This window comes from Enterobacter sp. DTU_2021_1002640_1_SI_PRY_ASU_LCPMC_013 (assembly GCF_032389435.1).
Lineage (GTDB): Bacteria > Pseudomonadota > Gammaproteobacteria > Enterobacterales > Enterobacteriaceae > Enterobacter > Enterobacter hormaechei_C.
Map to the genome: position 1 here is coordinate 2,145,721 of NZ_CP135594.1, position 21,603 is coordinate 2,167,323.

At 61.4% G+C, this 21,603-nt stretch carries 3 protein-coding genes; all 3 read left to right on the forward strand.

All coding sequences use genetic code 11. From position 1 onward, the window contains the following. Window positions 1-82 precede the first annotated feature (82 nt). The 3 genes from RS584_RS10270 (at window position 83) to RS584_RS10280 (ending at window position 21,602) form a co-directional block, all read left to right on the forward strand. A complete protein-coding gene (locus RS584_RS10270) occupies window positions 83-18,088 on the forward strand; it encodes an Ig-like domain-containing protein (protein ID WP_315749640.1) in 18,006 nt (6,001 codons plus the stop codon). A gap of 176 nt (window positions 18,089-18,264) precedes the next feature. Next, window positions 18,265-20,430 carry a type I secretion system permease/ATPase gene (locus tag RS584_RS10275; RefSeq protein ID WP_315749642.1) on the forward strand — a complete coding sequence of 722 codons (2,166 nt, stop codon included), beginning with the start codon at window positions 18,265-18,267 and terminating at the stop codon, window positions 20,428-20,430. Beyond that, the gene (locus tag RS584_RS10280; protein ID WP_032648254.1) at window positions 20,427-21,602 is read left to right on the forward strand and encodes an HlyD family type I secretion periplasmic adaptor subunit; all 1,176 of its coding nucleotides are present in this window, start codon (window positions 20,427-20,429) and stop codon (window positions 21,600-21,602) included. The genes RS584_RS10275 and RS584_RS10280 overlap by 4 nt, the downstream gene beginning before the upstream one ends. The last annotated feature ends 1 nt before the right edge of the window (window position 21,603 follow it).

Consider the following 21,603-nt stretch of genomic DNA (forward strand, 5'->3'; position numbering starts at 1 on the left):
AATGGGTGATTTTTCCCAAGGATAGCTACATCCCTCTGGTGGACATATCCACAGGAATACGCGCACCTGCAAGGAGAAGAATATGAGTACCGCAAAAGTTGTTGATGTCATCATTCGCAAAACGGCAGAGAAGACGAAATTAACCGGTGAAGGGAATCTCTCGGTCTCTATTTCCTCACCGAGCGTGATTGAAATTCAGGGTTCTGCTCAGGACGTGGTGCGTTATGTCCGCCAGGGGAATGACCTCCTCATTTATATGAAAGATGGCAGCGTGATCCGCTGCAATAATTATTTTGTCGAAGACACGGAAACCCATAATCATTCCGAACTGGTATTTAACGATAACCAGGCGTTGACGCATATTTCATTTGCCGATGCCGGGGAAGCATCAGGCGTTGCCGCCACCGAATTAACCGCCCAGGCTGCACCCATTAGCAGCATTGAACCTTTCCTGGAGCAGGGAAGCGTCTTAAGCGATGCGCCGTGGGGCTGGATTGCCGGTGCGGCGTTAGGGGGCGGTGCGATCGGCGCACTGTTGGCTCACGGCGGCGATGGCGAAACCAAAACCAGGGTTATTGATAATACAAAAGAAGTCGAAAGCGCCACGCCGACATTTTTGCTGACGGACAACGCGGGTGACAAGCAGGGCGTGCTGAGTGCAAAAGAGGTCACGGATGACAACACCCCCACCTTCAGCGGTACCGGGGAGCCGGGCGCGACCATTCAGGTTAAAGACGGCAGCGGCAGCACCATCGCCAGCACCATGGTTGCGAAGGACGGCACCTGGACGGTAACACTCCTGACCCAGGCGGACGGGGAACATACCTGGTCCGTCGTACAGATCGACGGCAGTAAAACGACCTCTGCGGGCAGTATTACCGTAACCGTTTCTACAGCGGATACCAGCGTGACGCTCGCCACCACGGCGGGCGATAACGTGATCAACGCCAGCGAGCAGGCCGCTGGCTTTACGCTGTCCGGCACCAGCAAAAACCTGGCGCAGGGAACGGCGCTTACCGTCACGCTCAACGGTAAAACCTATACCGCAGAAGTGGGGGCAAACGGCGCATGGAGCGTGAAGGTCCCTGCTGCCGACGCACAGGCGCTGGGCGATGGTACCTGGACGGTCAACGTCAGCGGAAAAGACGCGGCGGGCAACACCGTGTCCGGCAGCCAGACGATTGGCGTGGATACCGCCTCGCCAGTGATCTCTGTCGACACGATCGCCCAGGACAACATCATCAACGCGGCTGAACATAATCAGCCGCTGACGCTGACCGGGAAAACCGATGCGGAAGCGGGCCAGATTGTGACGGTCACGCTAAACGGCAAAAATCACACGGCGACCGTGGGCAGCGACGGCAGCTGGTCCGTTACGCTTCCGGCCAGTGAAGTACAGGCGCTGGCTAACGGCGAGCACACCCTGACGGTAAACGTCAGCGACAAAGCGGGTAACGGGTCATCCACCACCGCCGATTTCACGGTCGATACCGCAGCTCCAGTGGTCACTATCAACACCGTCGCGGGCGACGACATTCTGAACACCAGCGAGCAGGGGCAGGCGCAGATTATTTCCGGCCAGGCGAACGGCGCGGCGGAGGGCGACATTGTCACCGTGACCGTTGGCGGCAAGACCTTTACCGGTGCCGTCCAGGCAGACGGCAGCTGGAGCGTCGGCGTGCCTGCCTCCGTCATTGGCGCGCTGGGGGAAGGTAGCCACAGCATTTCGGTCTCCGTGACCGATGCGGCGGGCAACACCGGCAGCGCGACGCACGGCATTACGCTGAGCGGCAACCCGCCGGAATTTACCCTTGACCCCATCAGCCAGGATAACGTCCTGAATGCGCAGGAGGCCATGCAGCCCCTGAGCCTGAGCGGGACCAGTAATCTGCCGAACGGCAGCGCTGTCACCGTGACGCTGAACAACGTTAACTATCAGGCCACCGTTGAGAACGGTCGCTGGTCCGTTCAGGTGCCGGTTTCCGACGTGCTGGATCTGGCGAATACCCTTTACACCGTCAGCGTCAGCGGCACCGACAGCGTGGGTAACAGCGGCTCCGCCGAGGCGAATCTGCTGGTAGACACCGTGCTGCCGCAGGTGATCGTCAACACCTTTGCCGGGGATAACCTGGTCAATAACGCCGAAGCGGCGGTTGACCAAACCCTCAGTGGACGCGTCACCGGCGCGGCGGCGGGCGATACCGTCTCTGTCACCGTGGGCGGCAAGAGCTACACCGCGACGGTTGGCAGCGACCTGAAATGGAGCGTGACGATCCCATCGGCCGACCTCCAGGCGTTTGGCGACGGCGATTTAACCTTCAGCGCCTCTGTCACCAATGCGCACGGCAATACCGGCACCGGCGAACGTGATATCAACATCAACGCCGAACTGCCGGGCCTGCGCGTGAACACGATCTCTGGCGATGACGTGATTAACGCCATCGAGCAGCAGCATGATCTGGCCGTAACCGGCTCCAGCACTCATCTGGCCGAAGGCACACAGATCACCGTTACCATCAATAATGTCGAATACGTCACCACGGTTAACGCCAGCGGCAACTGGCAGATTGGCGTGCCGGCGGCGGACCTTCAGGCATGGACGGCGGGAGGCATGACCGTCAGCGTCAGCGCGGAAGATGCCTGGGGCAACACCGTGGCGGCTGAACACCCGATCGAGCTTGACCTGAATGCGGTGGCCGTCACCATCGATACCGTAACCACTGACGATATGCTCAACGCGGCGGAAAAAGGCGCGGATGTCACGCTTTCTGGTCAGACGCAGGGCGTGGAGGCCGGGCAGACCGTGGTGGTGAAATTCGCGGATCAAACCTTTACTGCACAGGTGCAGCAGGACGGCTCCTGGCACCTGACCGTTCCGGCGAGCGCGATGGAAACGCTGATCGACGGGCGTGCGCAGGTGAGCGTCAGCGTGACTAACGTCAACGGCAACAGCGCGGACGCCTCACGCGTGGTGATCGTCGATACGCAGCCGCCAGCCATTACGCTTGATAACCTGACCGACGACAACATCATTAATGCGGCAGAAGCGCAGCAGGATCTGGTGCTCAGCGGCAGCACAACCGCTGAAGCGGGCCAGACGGTCACCGTGACGCTGAACGGTAAATCTTACCAGACCACGGTACAGGCGGACGGTCGCTGGCAGCTGAACGTGCCTGCCGCCGACGTAGGCGCGCTGACCGATGGCAATGTCACCGTGACGGCCACCGTCAGTGACGTGGCGGGCAACAGCAGCAGCGCGGACCGCGTTGGGCTGGTGGATGCCACCGTGCCGCAGGTGACCATCAACGATTTCGTCACCGACACCAACACCGTTAACCAGCTGGCCCATTCGCAGGCGCAGATCCTGAGCGGCTCCGTCACCGGCGCGGCGGCGGGTGATTTGGTCACCATAACCATCAATAACGTGGACTACACCACCGTGGTGGATGCGGCAGGCAACTGGAGCCTCGGCCTGCCTGCGTCCGTCGTTCAGGGGCTGACGGACGGCACCTGGACCATTAACGTCTCCGTGACCGACCAATCCGGCAACACTGGCAGCAGTTCAGTGGATGTGGTGGTCAATACTGTGACGCCCGTTATCGGTATTAACACGCTGGCCGCGGATGACGTGATCAATGCGGCAGAGAAGGGCGAAGATCTGCTGCTTTCCGGTACCAGCAACCAGCCGGAAGGAACCACCATCACCGTTAATCTGAACGGTATCAACTACACCGCCACCACCGACGCCAGCGGCAACTGGAGCGTTACCGTCCCCGCCTCTGCGGTGAGCGCGCTGGGTGAAGCCAATTACACCGTGACGGCGAGCGTCACCGATAATGTGGGCAACAGCGCCGCTGCCACGCACGATGTGCTGGTGGACAGCTCGCTGCCGGTTGTTACCCTCAACAACTTCGCGGGCGACAATATCGTCAACGCGGCGGAAGTGGCCGCAGGGCAAACCCTGACCGGAAAGGTTTCTAACGCGGCATCGGGCGATACCGTCACGATTATCCTCGGCGGGCAGACATACACGGCCACCGTACAGGACGATCTAACCTGGAGCCTGCCGTTAACCCAGAGTCAGTTAACCGCGCTCGGTAACGGCGACCTGACCGTATCGGCCAGCGTGACGAACGCGCACGGCAATACCGGATCGTCTTCCCTGGATGTCACCATTGACGCCCAGCTGCCCGGCCTGCGCATTGATACCGTCGCCGGTGACGACGTCATTAACGTTATGGAACACGCGCAGAACCTGGTTATCTCCGGCACCAGCACCGACCTGGCGGCGGGTAGCACCGTCACCGTGACCATCAACGGCAAGAGTTATTCCGCCTCGGTACTGGCGGATGGCACCTGGCAGGCTGCGGTTCCGGCTGCCGACGTCTCCCGGTGGGCGGACGGGTCGCTCACCATCAGCGCCAGCGCGCAGGATACCTCCGGCAACCCGGTGAATATCGGTACCGTTGTGGATGTCGATCTCGCCCCGGTGGCGATAAGCATCAACAGCGTGACGGACGACAACGTGCTTAACGCGGCAGAAAAAGGCCAGGATCTGGTGCTGTCCGGCTCCTCCTCGAACGTTGAAGCGGGCCAGACCGTTACCATTATCTTTGCGGGTAAAACCTGGACCACGACGGTCGATGCCAACGGCGACTGGACCTGCACCGTACCGGCTGCCGATCTGAGCGGCCTGAAGGACGGCGACGCCAGCGTACAGGTCAGCGTCACCAACGTGAACGGCAACGCGGCCTCTTCCTCGCAGGTATTCAGCGTCGATACCGCCGCGCCAGCGGTCACCATCAACACCATCAGCGGCGACAACATGCTGAATGCGGCAGAGGCGGCGCAGGATCTGACCCTGAGCGGGACGTCTACTGCCGAAGCAGGCCAGACGGTCACCGTGACCTTCAACGGCAATCAGTACATCGCCCAGGTGCAGGCGAACGGCAGCTGGACGCTGGACGTTCCGGCGGCGGATCTGGCGGGGATCGCCGACGGCAGCGCGGCGGTCACGGTGACCGTGTCCGATAAAGCGGGCAACCCGGCCAGCGCGGGGGCGTCCGTGCTGGTCGACACTACCGTGCCGCAGATTACCTTCAACATTGTGGCGGGCGACGACATTGTTAATATTGCCGAGCACGGCCAGGCGCTGATTGTCACCGGCAAGGTGACGGGCGCGCAGGCGGGCGATGTGATTACCCTGAGCCTGAACGGGAAAGACTACACCGCGATGCTGGATGCGTCCGGCAACTGGAGCGTGGGCGTTCCGGCGACGGACGTGGGCGCGCTGGCTAACGGCGATCAGACGATCTCCGCGACACTCACCGATAAAGCGGGCAACAGCACCAGCGCGACGCACGCGTTTGACGTCTCCCTGACCGCGCCGGTGATTGCCATCAATACCCTGGCGGTTGACGACGTGATCAACGCGACCGAAAAAGGCCAGGACCTGTTGATCTCCGGCACCAGCAACCAGCCGGGCGGGACCCGCATCACCATAACCCTGAACGGTATCAGTTACGCCGCCACCACCGATGCCAGCGGTAACTGGAGCGTCACCGTTCCGGCGGCAAACGTCTCGGTACTGGGCGAAGCGAGCTACAGCGTGACGGCCAGCGTGACCGATACCGCGGGTAATAGCGCGAATACCAGCCATAGCGTGCTGGTCGACAGCGCGCTGCCGCAGGTCACCATTAATGCGGTTGCCACCGACGACGTGATTAACGCGGCGGAAGTGGCTTCCGGACAAACCCTGAGCGGGAAAGTGAGCGGCGCGGCGAGCGGTGACACTGTCACGATCGGTGTCGGGGGCAACACCTATACCGCGACGGTTCAGGACGACCTGAGCTGGTCGGTTAACGTGGCGTCTGACGTCTTAACCGCTATCGGTAACGGCGATCTCACCGTAACAGCGAGCGTGACCAATGGCCACGGCAACACCGGCACCGGCGAACGCGACATCACGATTGATGCCAGCCTGCCGGGCCTGCGCGTGGATACCGTAGCAGGCGACGATGTGATCAACAGCATCGAACATGGTCAAAACCTGATTATCACCGGCTCCAGCGACGGGCTGGCGAGCGGATCGGCGCTGACGGTCACCGTCAACGGCAAAACCTACGCGGCAACCGTGCTGGAGGATGGCACCTGGACGGCGGCTATTCCGGCGGCGGACGTCGGCGCACTGAGCGCAGGCACAATCACCGTGACCGTTGACGGCCAGAGCGCGGCGGGTAACCCGGTTTCCATCAGCCACGACGTGAAAGTGGATCTGGCGGCAGTCGCCATCAGCATTAATCCGATTGCCTCTGACGACGTAATCAACGCGGCTGAGAAAGGCGCGGACCTGGTGCTGTCTGGCTCGACCACCAACGTGGAAGAAAACCAGACCGTTACCATCACCTTCGGCGGCAAGTTGTACACTGCGACGGTGGATGCCAGTGGCAACTGGACGGCGACCGTACCGTCTGCCGATTTGGGCGGACTGAAAGACGGCGACGCCAGCGTGCAGGTCAGCGTCACCAACGTGAACGGCAACAGCGCCTCGGCGGGCCGCGAATACAGCGTGGACGCCACCGCGCCGACGGTGTCCATCGAGATCGTCAGCGACAACAACATCATCAACGCGGCCGAAGCGCAGCAGGATCTGGTCGTTAACGGTGTCTCCAACGCCGAAGCGGGCCAGACCGTGACCGTGACGCTGAACGGCGTGGACTACACCACCACCGTACAGGCGAACGGCAGCTGGAGCGTGACCGTACCGTCTGCGGATATCGGCGCGATTACCGACGGCGATTACACCATCACGGCAGCCGTCGCGGATAAGGCGGGTAACCCGGCCTCGGCGGACCGCGATGTGCTGGTGGATACCACGGTGCCACAGCTGACCATTAACACCGTTTCCGACGACGACGTGATCAACAGCGCCGAGCACGCGCAGGCGCTGATTGTCACCGGTTCCGTGACCGGTGCGGCGGCGGGCGACGTGGTGACCGTCACCATCAATAACAAAGATTACACCGCGACCCTGGACACTTCCGGCAGGTGGAGCGTGGGCGTGCCTGCGGCGGACGTGAGTGCCCTGGCCGCCGGGGATTACACCATCACCGCGGCGCTGACCGATAAAGCCGGAAACAGCAACAGCACAACGCACGAGGTTGAAGTCAACCTCACCGCGCCGGTGCTGACCATTGACACCGTGTCCGGTGACGATGTGATCAACAGCAGCGAGAAAACGCAGGATCTGACCATCACAGGTACGGCTTCCGGGCTGGCAGCGGGCGCGGTGGTCACCGTGATGCTCAACGGCAAAGCGTACAGCGCCACGGTGGACACCAATGGCCAGTGGACCACAACCGTTCCGGCGAGCGAGGTGGGGCAACTGGGTGAAGCGCTTTACACCGTGTCGGCCTCCGCGACGGACAGCGTCGGCAACAGCTCCAGCACCTCGCACACCGTGAACGTGGAATCCGTGCTGCCTGGCGTCATCATCAACACCGTGGCGGGCGACGACGTGATCAACGCAGCGGAGCTGGCAACCGGCCAGACCATTAGCGGCACAGTGGTGAATGCCGAAGCGGGCAACACCGTGACTGTGTCTGTTGGCGGCCACAGCTACACCGCAACGGTACAGGACAATCTCACCTGGTCCGTCAGCGTACCGGAATCTGTGCTCACCGCGCTGGGCAATGGCGATCTGACCGTGACCGCCAGCGTCACGAACGGCGTGGGCAACAGCGGCAGCGGCGAGCGCGATATCACTATCGACGCGAATCTGCCGGGCCTGCGCGTGGACACCGTAGCGGGCGATGACGTGATTAACAGCATCGAACACGGGCAGAATCTGATTATCACGGGTTCAAGCGACGGCCTGACGGCGGGTACGGCGCTGACCGTCACCGTAAACGGTAAAACCTATCCGGCTACCGTGCTGGCAGACGGCACCTGGAGCGCGGCGATCCCTTCTGCGGACGTGAGTGCCCTTGCCGCAGGCACGGTCACCGTGAACGTTGAAGGCCAGAGCAGCGCGGGCAATCCGGTGACTATCAACCATGATGTGACGGTGGATCTGGCAAACGTCGCCATCAGCATTGACGCCATCGCTTCCGATGACGTGATCAACGCCGCCGAGAGGGGTGCGGATCTGGTGCTCTCCGGCACCACCTCGAACGTCGAAGAAAACCAGATCGTCACCATCACCTTCGGCGGCAAGAACTACACCGCCACGGTGGACGCTGAGGGTAAATGGACCGCCACGGTGCCGTCTGCGGATCTGACCGGTCTGAAAGACGGCGACGCCAGCGTGCAGGTCAGCGTCACCAACGTGAACGGCAACAGCGCGTCTGCGGGACGCGAGTACAGCGTGGATGCTACCGCGCCGTCCGTGACCATCAACACGATTGCCACCGACGATATCCTGAACGCCTCAGAAGCGCAGTCCGACCTGGCAATCTCCGGCACCAGCACCGCCGAAGCAGGCCAGACGCTGACCGTATCGCTGAACGGCAAAGATTACACCACAACCGTCAGCGCGAACGGCAGCTGGACGCTGAACGTGCCGGCAGCTGACCTTGCAGGATTAACCGACGGCAGCGTCACCGTGACCGCGGCCGTCAGCGACAAGGCGGGTAACCCGGCGTCGGTGGACCACACCCTGACGGTGGACGTCACCGTTCCGGCAGTGACCATCCACACCGTGGCAGGCGACGACGTGATTAACGTGGCTGAACACAATCAGGCGCAGATTATCAGCGGCTCCGCCACCGGCGCGGCGGCGGGCGATACCGTTACCGTCACCATCGGCGACCAGACTTATACCACCGTGCTGGATGCGGCGGGTAACTGGAGCGTGGGCGTACCGGCGAATGTGATTTCCGGCCTCAGCGACGGCAGTGTGACCGTCACTGCGTCAGTCACCGACGCGGCGGGCAATACCGGCAGCGGCACGCATAATGTGACCGTCGATACCGGTCTGCCATCGGTCAGCTTCAACGCCATCAGCGATGACAACGTCCTGAACGCCGTTGAAAAAGGCCAGGATCTGAGCGTCAGCGGCACCAGCGCCAACCTGGCGGAAGGCACCGTGGTCACCGTGACCCTGAACGGTAAAAACTACACGGCGACAACTGCGGCAGACGGCACCTGGAGCCTGACGGTTCCGGCTGCGGATCTGGCCGGTCTCGGTCAGGCCAGTTACACCCTGAACGCGACGGCCACCAACGGCGTGGGCAACAGCGTGAGCAGTTCTGCGAACCTGCTTGTCGACACCGCGCTGCCAACCGTCACCATCAACACCGTGGCGGGCGACAACGTCATCAACGCGGCGGAAGTGGCGGCAGGCCAGACACTGAGCGGCACCGTGGCGAATGCCGAAGCGGGCAACACCGTGACCGTGACTATCGGCGGCCACAGCTACACCGCAACGGTGCAGAATAATCTGTCCTGGTCCGTCAACGTGCCGTCTGACGTGCTGACCGCACTCGGCAACGGCAGCCTGAGCGTGACGGCGACCGTCACCAACGGCCACGGCAACACCGGCACCGGCGAACGCGAGATCGCTATCGACGCTAACCTGCCGGGCCTGCGCGTGAATACCGTGGCGGGTGACGACGTGGTCAACACCATCGAGCACGCGCAGAACCTGATTGTTTCAGGCTCCAGCGACGGGCTGGCGCCGGGCACGGCGCTGACGGTTACCTTCAACGGTAAAGATTACGCGGCAACGGTACTGGCAGACGGCACCTGGAGCGCGGCGATCCCGTCCACCGAAGTGAGCGCGTGGCCGGAAGGCACCGTGAAAATCAGCGTTACCGGTGACAGCGCGGCGGGTAATCCGATCACCATCAGCCACGACGTGACCGTGGATCTGGCTACCGTTGCCATCAGCATCAATGCGCTTGCCAACGACGACGTGATTAACGCGGCGGAGAAGGGCGCGGATCTGGTGCTGTCCGGTGCGACCACCAACGTGGAAGCCGGGCAGACCGTGACCATCAGTCTGAACGGCAGGATCTACACCACCACCGTGGACGACAGCGGCAACTGGACTTATACCGTGCCGTCAGCGGATCTGGCTGGCCTGAAGGATGGCGACGCCAGCGTGCAGGTGAGCGTCACCAACGTGAACGGCAACAGCGCGTCTGCGGGACGCGAGTACAGCGTGGATGCTACCGCGCCGTCCGTGACCATCAACACGATTGCCACCGACGATATCCTGAACGCCACGGAAGCGCAGTCAGACCTGGCAATCTCCGGCACCAGTACCGCCGAAGCAGGCCAGACGCTGACCGTATCGCTGAACGGCAAAGATTACACCACAACCGTCAGCGCGAACGGCAGCTGGACGCTGGACGTGCCGGCAGCTGACCTTGCAGGATTAACCGACGGCAGCGTCACCGTGACCGCGGCCGTCAGCGACAAGGCGGGTAACCCGGCGTCGGTGGACCACACCCTGACGGTGGACGTCACCGTTCCGGCAGTGACCATCCACACCGTGGCAGGCGACGACGTGATTAACGTGGCTGAACACAATCAGGCGCAAATTATCAGCGGCTCCGCCACCGGCGCGGCGGCGGGCGACACCGTCACCGTCACCATCGGCGGCCAGTCGTACACCACCGTGCTGGACGCGGCGGGTAACTGGAGCGTGGGCGTCCCGGCCAGCGTCATTTCCGGCCTCAGCGACGGCACTGTGACCTTCACTGCGTCAGTCACCGACGCGGCGGGCAATACCGGCAGCGGCACGCATAATGTGACCGTCGATACCGGTCTGCCGTCGGTCAGCTTCAACGCCATCAGCGATGACAACGTCCTGAACGCGGTAGAAAAAGGCCAGGATCTGAGCGTCAACGGCACCAGCGCCAACCTGGCGGAAGGCACCGTGGTCACCGTGACCCTGAACGGTAAAAACTACACGGCGACGACTGCGGCAGACGGCACCTGGAGCCTGACGGTTCCGGCTGCGGATCTGTCAGGCCTCGGTGAAGCCAGCTACACCCTGAGCGCGACGGCCACCAACGGCGTGGGCAACAGCATCAGCACTACGGCGAACCTGCTTGTCGATACCGCGCTGCCAACCGTCACCATCAACACCGTGGCGGGGGACAACGTCATCAACGCGGCGGAAGTGGCCGCAGGCCAGACCATTACCGGTAAGGTGGCGAACGCGGACATCGGTAACACCGTGACGGTGAACATCGGCGGCAACACCTATACCGCGACGGTGCAGAGCGATCTGACCTGGTCCGTTAACGTGCCGGAATCCGTCCTGACCGCGCTGGGCAATGGCGATTTAACGGTGTCAGCAACCGTCACTAATGACCATGGCAATGCGGGAACGGGCGAGCGCGATATCACTATCGACGCCAGCCTGCCGGGCCTGCGCGTGGATACCGTCGCGGGCGACGATGTGATTAACAGCATCGAGCATGGACAGAACCTGATTGTCACCGGCTCCAGCGACGGACTGGCGGCAGGCACTACGCTCACCGTGACCGTCAATGGCAAGACCTATGCCGCGTCGGTACTGGCAGACGGCTCCTGGACCGCGGCGATCCCGGCGGCAGACGTGGGTGCTCTGGCCGCAGGCACGGTGACCGTCACCGTAGCGGGCCAGAGCGCGGCGGGCAACCCGGTCTCTATCAGCCACGACGTCACCGTCGATCTGGCAGCCGTGGCGATCAGCATTGATGCCATCGCCACCGACGACGTGATTAACGCGGCGGAGAAAGGTGCGGATCTGGTGCTTTCCGGCAGCACCTCCAATGTGGAAGAGAACCAGACCGTGACCATCACCTTTGGCGGCAAGTCTTACACCGCCAAAGTCGACGCCGACGGCAACTGGACGGCCACCGTGCCTTCCTCGGATCTTGCGGGTCTGAAAGACGGCGACGCCAGCGTGCAGGTGAGCGTTACCAATGTGAACGGCAACAGCGCGTCTGCGGGCCGGGAGTACAGCGTCGATGCCACGGCGCCAACCGTGACCATTGACACGGTAGCCGGCGACAACGTGATCAACGGCAGCGAAGCGGCTGCGGGCGTGGCCATTTCCGGCACCACCACGGCTGAAGTCGGTCAGACGGTAACCGTTAACCTCGGTGGAAACAGCTATACCGCACAGGTTCAGCAGGGCGGCGTCTGGAGCATTAACGTGCCGGCCGCCGATCTGTCCACTCTGGCGGATAACGGCTACACCGTGCAGGTGAGCGTGAGTGACGCCGCGGGTAACCCGGGCAGCGCGGGCAAAGCGATTACGCTCGATACCACGCCGCCGACCGTCAGCTTTAACGTCGTGGCGGGCGATGACGTCATCAACAGCGTTGAGCACGGGCAGGCGCAGGTCGTCAGCGGCACCGCAACCGGCGCCAGCGTCGGCGATAAGCTGGTCATCACGATAGGTTCGAACCAGTACACCACCACCGTTGACGCCAGTGGCAAATGGAGCGTGGGCGTTCCTGCCAGCGACATTTCTGCCCTGACCGACGGCACCGTGACCCTCAGCGCGACAATCACCGACAGCGCGGGCAACAGCAGCACCCAGACCCATGACGTGGTGGTAAATACCGCATCGGTCGCGCTGACCGTCAACACCCTCAGCGGCGATGACGTGATCAATGCGGCAGAAGCGGGGGCGTCGCTGGTCATCAACGGCTCCAGCGCGCAGTTCGCCAGCGGTACGCAGGTCACTATCACCCTGAATGGTAAGAGCTATACGGCCACTATCAAGAGCGATGGCTCCTGGACAACCACCGTACCGGCCGCCGACGTGGGCACCCTGGCCGACGGCGCGCGCTACCAGGTTTCTGTTTCGGCGCAGGACAGCGCCGGGAACAGCGCCTCGGCGACGCACACCATCAGCGTGGACACTACCGCGCCGGTGATTAGCGTGAACACGTTGTCGGGCGACGATGTGCTGAATGCGGCGGAAGCCCAACAGCCGCTCACCGTACACGGCTCTTCCAGCGCGGAAGCAGGCCAGACGGTGACCGTCACGCTGGGCGGGAAAACCTACACTGCGCTTGTGGCAAACGACGGCACCTGGACGCTCGACGTCCCGGCCGCCGATCTTGCCAACCTGAGCGAAGGCGCGCTGACGGTCACCGCGTCGGTGAACGACAAGGCGGGTAATAACGGCCAGACGACGCATACCTTAACGGTCGATACCGTCGCGCCAGCCGTGACCATCAGCACCGTGGCCGATGACGATATCGTCAACAACGCCGAGCAGCTGGCGGGACAGACCATCAGCGGGACCACCACCGCGGAGCAGGGCCAGACGGTGACCGTCTCCTTCAACGGCCACAGCTATCAGGCGACCGTGGCGGCGAATGGCTCCTGGTCCGTCTTCGTGCCGGGACGCGACTTCCTCGGACTGAGCGACGGGGATTACACCATTACGGCTACGGTGAGCGATAAGGCAGGTAACCCGGGCAGCGCAACGCACGACGTGACGCTGAACGGTGACGTGCCGACCATCGCCATTAACACCTTTGCGCAGGATGATATCGTCAACGCCGCCGAGCACGGCACGCCGCTGGTTATCAGCGGCACCACCGATGCGCCAACGGGCCAGACGGTGACCATTACGCTTAACGGTAAAACCTACACGGCTACCGTTCAAAATGACGGCACCTGGAGCTATACGGTCGGCAGCGCAGACGTGACCGCGCTGGCGGACGGCGGTTCGTACGTGATTAACGCGCAGGTGAGCAACGCCATCGGCAACAGCGCCAGCGATAACCATACCGTTACCGTGGATCTCACCGCACCGTCGATGGGGATCAGCATTGATTCCCTGCAAAACGATACCGGCCTCAGCGCGAATGACTTCATCACCAACGACAGCCAGGTGGTGGTGAATGGTTCCCTGACCGCGCAGCTCGGCAATAACGAGAAGGCGCAGATCAGCCTTGACGGCGGTACCACCTGGATTGACCTGACCGTCACCGGCACCACCTGGCGCTACACCGATGGCCGTACCCTGACCGACGGTACGTACCAGTACCAGGTGCGCGTGATCGACAATGCAGGCAACGTTGGGGCAACGGACAGCCAGGACGTGGTAATCGATCTGACGAAGCCTGCGGCGGCGACTATTACCGTGGATTCCGTCTCGCAGGATACCGGCCTGTCCGACAGCGACTTTATTACCAGCGACAACCAGATCAGCCTGAAAGGGACGCTCGGCGCGGCCCTGGGCAACGGCGACCACGCTCAGATCAGCCTCGACGGTGGCGCAACCTGGACTGACGTGAGCGTCAGCGGCCTGAGCTGGACCTACGTTGACGGCCGCACGCTGGCCGACGGAGACTACAACTATCAGCTGCGGGTGATTGACGACGCGGGGAATATCAGCGCCACTACCAGCCAGGTGGTGACCATTGATACCGTCGCGCCGGACGCCAGCAAAACGATCGCCATCGACAGCATCAGCGACGATACCGGCCTGAGCAGCAGCGACTTTATCACCAATGATACCTCCCTGACGCTGCACGGCTCGCTCGGCGCAACGCTGGCCGACGGCGAATATGCCCAGATCAGCATCGACGGCGGGGTCACCTGGCAGAACGTGATCGTCACTGGCAACAGCTGGTACTACGTGGACGGCCGTACGCTGGATAACCAGACCTACGACTACTATGTTCGCGTAGTGGACGCGGCGGGCAACGTGGGATCCAGCGCCCATCAGCAGGTGACCGTCGATACGGTTGCCCCGGATGCGGCGATTACGGTGACCGTTGATAACATCACCGTTGATACCGGCTTCGATAACAACGACTTCCTGACCAGTTCGACCTCGTACACGCTCAACGGGACGCTCGGGGCCGAACTCGGGGCGGGTGAGTATGTGCAGGTGAGCATGGATGGCGGCACCACCTGGGTTTACGCCACGGTAAGCGGCACCCGGTGGAGTTATAACGACACCCGCACCCTGGCCGACGGCGACTACCGCTATCAGGTGCGGGTTGTCGATCAGGCGGGCAACGTCGGGGCCACCACCACGCAGGACGTGACGGTGGATACCCAGGCGCCGCAGTACGGCATCACCATTGACAGCATCAGCGAAGATACCGGGCAGTCGGGGAGTGATTTCATCACCATGGACACCTCGCTGACGATCAACGGCTCGTTGGGCAGCGCGCTGGCCAGCGACGAGCGCGTACAGATCAGCCTCGACGGCGGTAATACCTGGATTGACACTACCGTCACTAACCAGCGCTGGAGCTATACGGATACCCGCGATCTGGCAGATGGGGATTACACCTACCAGGTGCGGATCATCGACCAGGCGGGCAACGTCGGCTCAACCTCTTCGCAGGTGGTAACGGTTGATACCACGCCGCCTGACACGGTGGGAACGGTGGTCAGCTATACCGACGGGGAAGGTGAACGTACAGGCACGTACGGCGCATCAGTCGCGACGGACGATACCTCGCCGCTGATCAACGGTACGCTTAACCGCGCTCCGGAAGATGGCGAAATCGTGCAGCTTTACCGGGACGGGATCTTGCTGGGTCAGGTCACGATGAACGGCAGCGCAAGCTGGTCCTATCAGGACAACGGCCTGCTCGACGGGAATCACACCTACATTCTGCGCGTCACCGACAAAGCCGGTAACTACACGGAATCGGATGGCTTTGTGCTGAACGTCGATACCAGCATCCCGACCACCACGGCGGCGATTACTGCCCAGACCACCTCGGATACCACGCCGATTGTCAGCGGTACGGTCTCCGCAGACCTGGTGAACGGTGAATACCTGGTGGTGACGGTGAACGGGAAAACCTACACCTCCCAGACCGGCGGTGCGGTGGTCGTCGACCCGGATCACAATACCTGGTATCTACAGATCCCGGACAGCGATGCCCTGAGTGTGGCGAGTTACGACGTAACCGCGCAGGTGAAGAGTAGCGCGGGCAACGGTAACACCACCGGTACGGCAACCGGTAGCCTGGTGATCGATACCACCTCGGTGAATACCGACTGGGCGACCACGGCGGGGAACAGCAACAACTCCACCATGACCCTCGGCATGAACAGCAGCGGGCTGTGGAATATCATTGCTAACGGACAGTCTTATTCCAGCAGCGATGATTCAACCTATGCCGGGAATACGTTAACTAACACCCGTAGCTACTATGTGGTGAGCCAGACGGCAGCTGACTTTGACCGTAACGGCACCCAGGATATTTTCGCAACTGAGAACACCTACGCGGGCTCTACGCAGGTGATGTGGACCTACGATGGCAGCAGCTACACCGCCAGCCAGCTGGCGATGGGGACCACCATCTGGTACGGCGGCGTAATTGCCTACGACAAAACCGGCGATGGCTATCTTGATCTGGCGTACGGCGATGCCGGTATGGACTCCCTGACCTACCTGGTGAATACCAACGGCGTTCTGTCGCCGGACGGCACCGGCGGGGAAGGTGGATTCTACGGCCAGTTCGATTCCGGGCGTGAAATCTCCGGCGTCGACCTGAACAACGACGGTACCGTGGACATCGTGCAGCACACCAACCGCAGCGGGGCGTACTCGCTCACCGTGATTAACAACAACGGGAACGGTACGCTTTCCATTGGCCAGAACCTGACCAACGTGTTTGTGGCCAACGCCTCGAATACCACCACGGCGGCCTCCATGACGTGGGCGGACTTTAACGGCGATGGCTACATGGATCTGTACCTCGGCAGCAGCTACAACAACAACGGCGGGGTGATTTACTACAACGACGGTACCGGGCAGCTTTCCACGACCAAAAGCGCGGTGGAAGCCTCTAACGCCACGGCTGGCTATCTGTCGGTGGCGGTAGACTGGAACGGTGACGGGCAGATGGACATCATCAAGCTCAGCACCTACGGCAGCTCACAGACGGCGACCCTGTTCACCAACAACGGCTACGGCTCAACCTGGACTTCAAGCCAGCTGGCTTCTGGGCTGGCCAACGTCACCGGTGTCGCCGCGGTGGACTACAACTGGGACGGTGCGCAGGATCTGCTGGTGTCTCAGCAGAACGGTAAGGTGGTGCTGGTGCAGAACAATGCGGAGATCGCTGACGGTACCGCGATGCATCTGCACATTGTCGATAGCGAAGGCATCAACGCGTACTACGGCAACACGGTCAATCTGTATAACGCTGCGGGCGTGCTGGTGGCCTCGCAGATCATCAACGCTCAGTCCGGCATTGGTTCGAACGATACCTCTGCGCTGGTGAGTTTCTACGGGCTGGATCCGAACGAAACCTACTCGGCGGAGATCGTGAAGATCACCAACGGCGTGTCGGATAACGTCACCTGGACCGGCCTGGACGCGGGCAACGGCAAAGAGGGTTATGTTCTCACCGCCGAAGCGGCCACCGGCGGCCACAGCGGAACCATTACCGGTACCGGGTATAACGACACCTTTATCGCAGAGGATGGGACCTATACCTATAACGGCTCCGGCGGCTGGAATACCCATTCCGACTACGACACCTGGAGCAATACCGGCGGCATGGACGTGGTGGATTACCGTAATGCCACCTCTGGGATAACCGTTGATTTGCGCCTCTCAACGGCGCAGGACACCGGATTCGGTACCACGCGGTTGTTGAATATTGAAGGGATTAACGGCTCCGACTATGACGACGTGATCACCGGCAACAGCGGTGATAACCAGTTCGAAGGCCGGGGCGGGAACGACACCTTCAACATCGGCAGCGGCGGTCACGATACGTTGCTCTATAAGCTGATCAACGCGTCTGACGCGACGGGCGGCAACGGTAGCGATGTGGTGAACGGCTTTACCGTCGGCACCTGGGAAGGGACGGCGGATACGGACCGTATCGATCTGCGCGACCTGCTTTCCGACAGCGGCTATACCGGCACCGGCTCGGCGAGCTACGTGAACGGCGTGGCGACGCTGGACAGCAGCGCGGGTAACATCGCCGACTACATCCGCGTTGTGCAAAACGGCAGCAACACCGTGATCCAGGTTGACCTGGACGGGACGGGCGGTCAGTTCACGCCCACCACGCTGGTAACGCTGAACGGCGTGCAGACGGATCTGGCGACGCTGTTGGCCAATCATCAACTGTTAATTGCGTAAAACAACGCCGCGGGGAGCGATCCTCGCGGCCTTTTGCGTTTCTTTACAACACCAGGCATAACCCTATATTTCACAAGATTATTTTGCGGGCTCGTTTAGGCAGTGTTCGATTTCTAATCATCCCGGAAAGGTATCATTTCAGTGCGAAATCATCGCCCTGAACAGGACGTAGCATTATGAAGACACATCCACAGTACGAACCCTGGTTGCAGGGCATGCTCATCATCGCGAAATATTATCGGCTGGATTTTTCGGCGGAGCATGTTCGGGTCACGATTAACCATGAAAGCCAGTCTCCACGCCAGCTGGTGCTGGAGGAGATGGCGCGCCAGCTTGGGCTGGGGATGCGTTGGGTGGCGGCGGGAGCCGTAGCGCTCGATCCGTGGCGTTTACCGCTGCTGGCGGAGTTCACCGGCGGGCAAATTGCGGTCATCAACCGTATGGACAACGAAGGGAACGTCAGCGTGCAGTTTAGCGGCGACGGGGGCCTGGAGACGACGCTGACGCGCGACGAACTCGGTTCGCGGTTAAAGGGGCTGATGGTGCTGCGTCCCCTGGAGTCCACGCCGGATGCGCGCGTGGATGATTACATCAAACCCTATGAGAAAAACTGGTTCTGGCAGCTGGCGCTGAAAGACTGGCGTCGTTACAGCGACATAATGCTGGTGGCGCTGGTCGCCAACGTGCTGGCGCTCTCCGGCATGGTCTTTTCCATGCAGGTGTATGACAGGGTGGTGCCGTCCCAGTCGGAGGCCACGCTGTGGGTGCTGTTTGGCGGTGTGATGATCGCCATCGTGTTTGAATTCATCATGCGCATGCTGCGGGTGCATATTTCGGACGTGGTAGGGAAACGCGCCGACCTGCGTATTTCCGAGCGCGTGTTTGCCCACGCCCTGAGGATTAAAAACGGCGCACGGTCGAAATCGACCGGGTCATTTATCGCCCAGATCCGCGAGCTGGAGTCGGTGCGGGAGCTGATCACTTCCACCACCATTGCCGCTATCTCCGATCTGCCGTTTTTCCTGCTGTTCGTCTTCATTCTGTGGATGATTGGCGGCCCGCTGGTGCTGGTGGTGCTGCTGGCCGTACCGCTGCTGCTCATTCCCGGCCTGCTGGTGCAGCGCCCGCTGGGAAAACTCTCCAGCGAAGGGATGCGTGAATCGGCGATTCGTAACGCCACGCTGGTGGAAGCGGTGCAGGGGCTTGAGGACATCAAGCTAATGCGCGCCGAGCAGAGGTTCCAGAACCAGTGGAATAACACCAATGACGTTGCCGCGAGCGTCGGCATGAAGCAGCGCTGGCTGACGGGGCTGCTGCTGACCTGGACCCAGGAGGTGCAGTCTATCGTCTACGCCGTGGTGCTGCTGGTGGGGTGTTATCTGGTCATCAGCGGCGACATGACCACCGGTGCGCTGGTGGGCACCTCGATTCTGGCGTCCCGGACCATTGCGCCCCTGTCGCAGATTTCCGGCGTGCTCTCCCGCTGGCAGTCGGCAAAGGTGGCCCGCAAGGGACTGGATGACCTGATGCAGCGCCCGATTGACGATCCCCAGCACGGCAAAAAAGTGCATAAAGCCCATCTGCGCGGTGATTATCGGCTGGACGACGTCGGGTTTTATTACGACGAAGAAGAGAAGCTTACCGTGCTGAATATCAGCAAACTGCGCATTCGCGCCGGGGAGCGCGTGGCGGTGCTCGGGCGGAATGGTTCGGGGAAAAGCACCTTGCTGCATCTGCTGGCGGGAATGCAGGAGCCACAGCAGGGCAGCATTTTGCTGGACGATATTGCTCTCAATCATCTTGACCCGGCCGACATGCGCCGCGACATGCAGTTGCTCAGCCAGCAGGCGCGGCTGTTCTTCGGCTCCGTACGCGACAACATCCTGATGGGTAATCCGCTGGCGACAGACGAGGAAATCCATCAGGCGCTGGTCAACAGCGGCGCGCTGGAGTTTGTGCGCAAGCAGAAAATGGGGCTGAACACCATCATCAATGAGGGCGGAACGGGGCTTTCCGGCGGGCAACGTCAGGCGCTGCTGCTGGCGCGCGCGTTGATCACCTCGCCGAATATTCTGCTGCTGGATGAACCCACCGCCTGGCTGGATGAGGTCAGCGAGAAGCAGTTTATCCAGCATCTGCACCAGTGGCTCGGTAAGCGCCGGACGCTGGTGGTGGCGACGCATCGTCTGCCGATTCTGGACCTGGTTGACCGCATCATCGTCCTGGAAAACGGCAAAGTGGTGATGGATGGCCCTCGTGATGCCATTTTACGCCAGCACGGAATGGCCCCGCAGCAGGCGCCGCAGCGCACGGTTAAACTGAAAACGGAGGGCGTGGCATGAATGATTTCTCCCGCTTTAACAGCCGGCTGAAGGAGCCCCGCCTGCCACGATCGTCGCTGGTGGCATGGTCGCTGTTTGCCCTGCTGGTGGTCTTTATTACCTGGGCCAGCCTGTTCCAGCTGGATGAGGTCACGACGGGTAGCGGCAAGGTGATCCCGTCTTCACATGAGCAGGTGATCCAGTCCCTTGAAGGGGGGATTATCCACAGTCTGATGGTGCGCGAGGGCGATATCGTCGAACGTGGTCAACAGCTTGCCCAGCTCGACCGCACGAAAACCGAGTCCAGCGTGCTGGAGAGCGAGTCTCGATTAAACGCCGCGATGGCAACGGCCGCGCGGCTGAACGCCGAGGTGAACGACACCGCGCTGGTCTTCCCGGCGGAGCTGGATGACGACGTTGAGCTGGTCAAACAGGAAACGGCGCTTTATCAGTCGCGTCGCGAAAGCCTTGAAAAAGGGCTGGCGGGTTTACGCCAGGGAGCAGATCTCGTGCAGCGTGAACTGGCATTAACGCGCCCGCTGGTGACGCAGGGGGCGGCCAGTAAGGTCGAAGTCTTACGCCTTGAACGTCAAAAAAATGAGCTGGAGAGCAAAATCACCGAGATGAAAAACCAGTACTACGTTCGCGCCCGCGAAGAACTGGCTAAAGCGAACGCGGAAATGGAAGCGCAGCGTTCGGTCATGAAAGGACGCGAAGATTCACTCACCCGCTTAACGTTTAATGCGCCGGTGCGTGGCATCGTGAAGGACATTGACGTGACGACGGTGGGCGGAGTGATCCCGCCGAACGGCAAACTGATGAGCCTGGTACCGCTTGATGACCAGATGGTGATAGAAGCGAAAATCTCGCCGCGCGATGTCGCGTTTATCCATCCCGGGCAAAAAGCGCTGGTGAAAATCACCGCCTATGATTACTCCATCTACGGCGGGCTGGAAGGGGAGGTGACGATGATTTCCCCGGATACCCTTCAGGACGAGGTTAAACGGGATGTTTATTATTATCGCGTTTATATCCGTACGGACAGTAACCATCTGACCAACAGGCAGGGCAAGGAATTCCCGGTGTTCCCGGGCATGATAGCCACAGTTGATATCAAAACCGGCAGTAAATCCGTCATTGATTATCTGCTGAAACCGTTGAATAAGGCAAAAGAGGCGCTGCGCGAGCGATAAA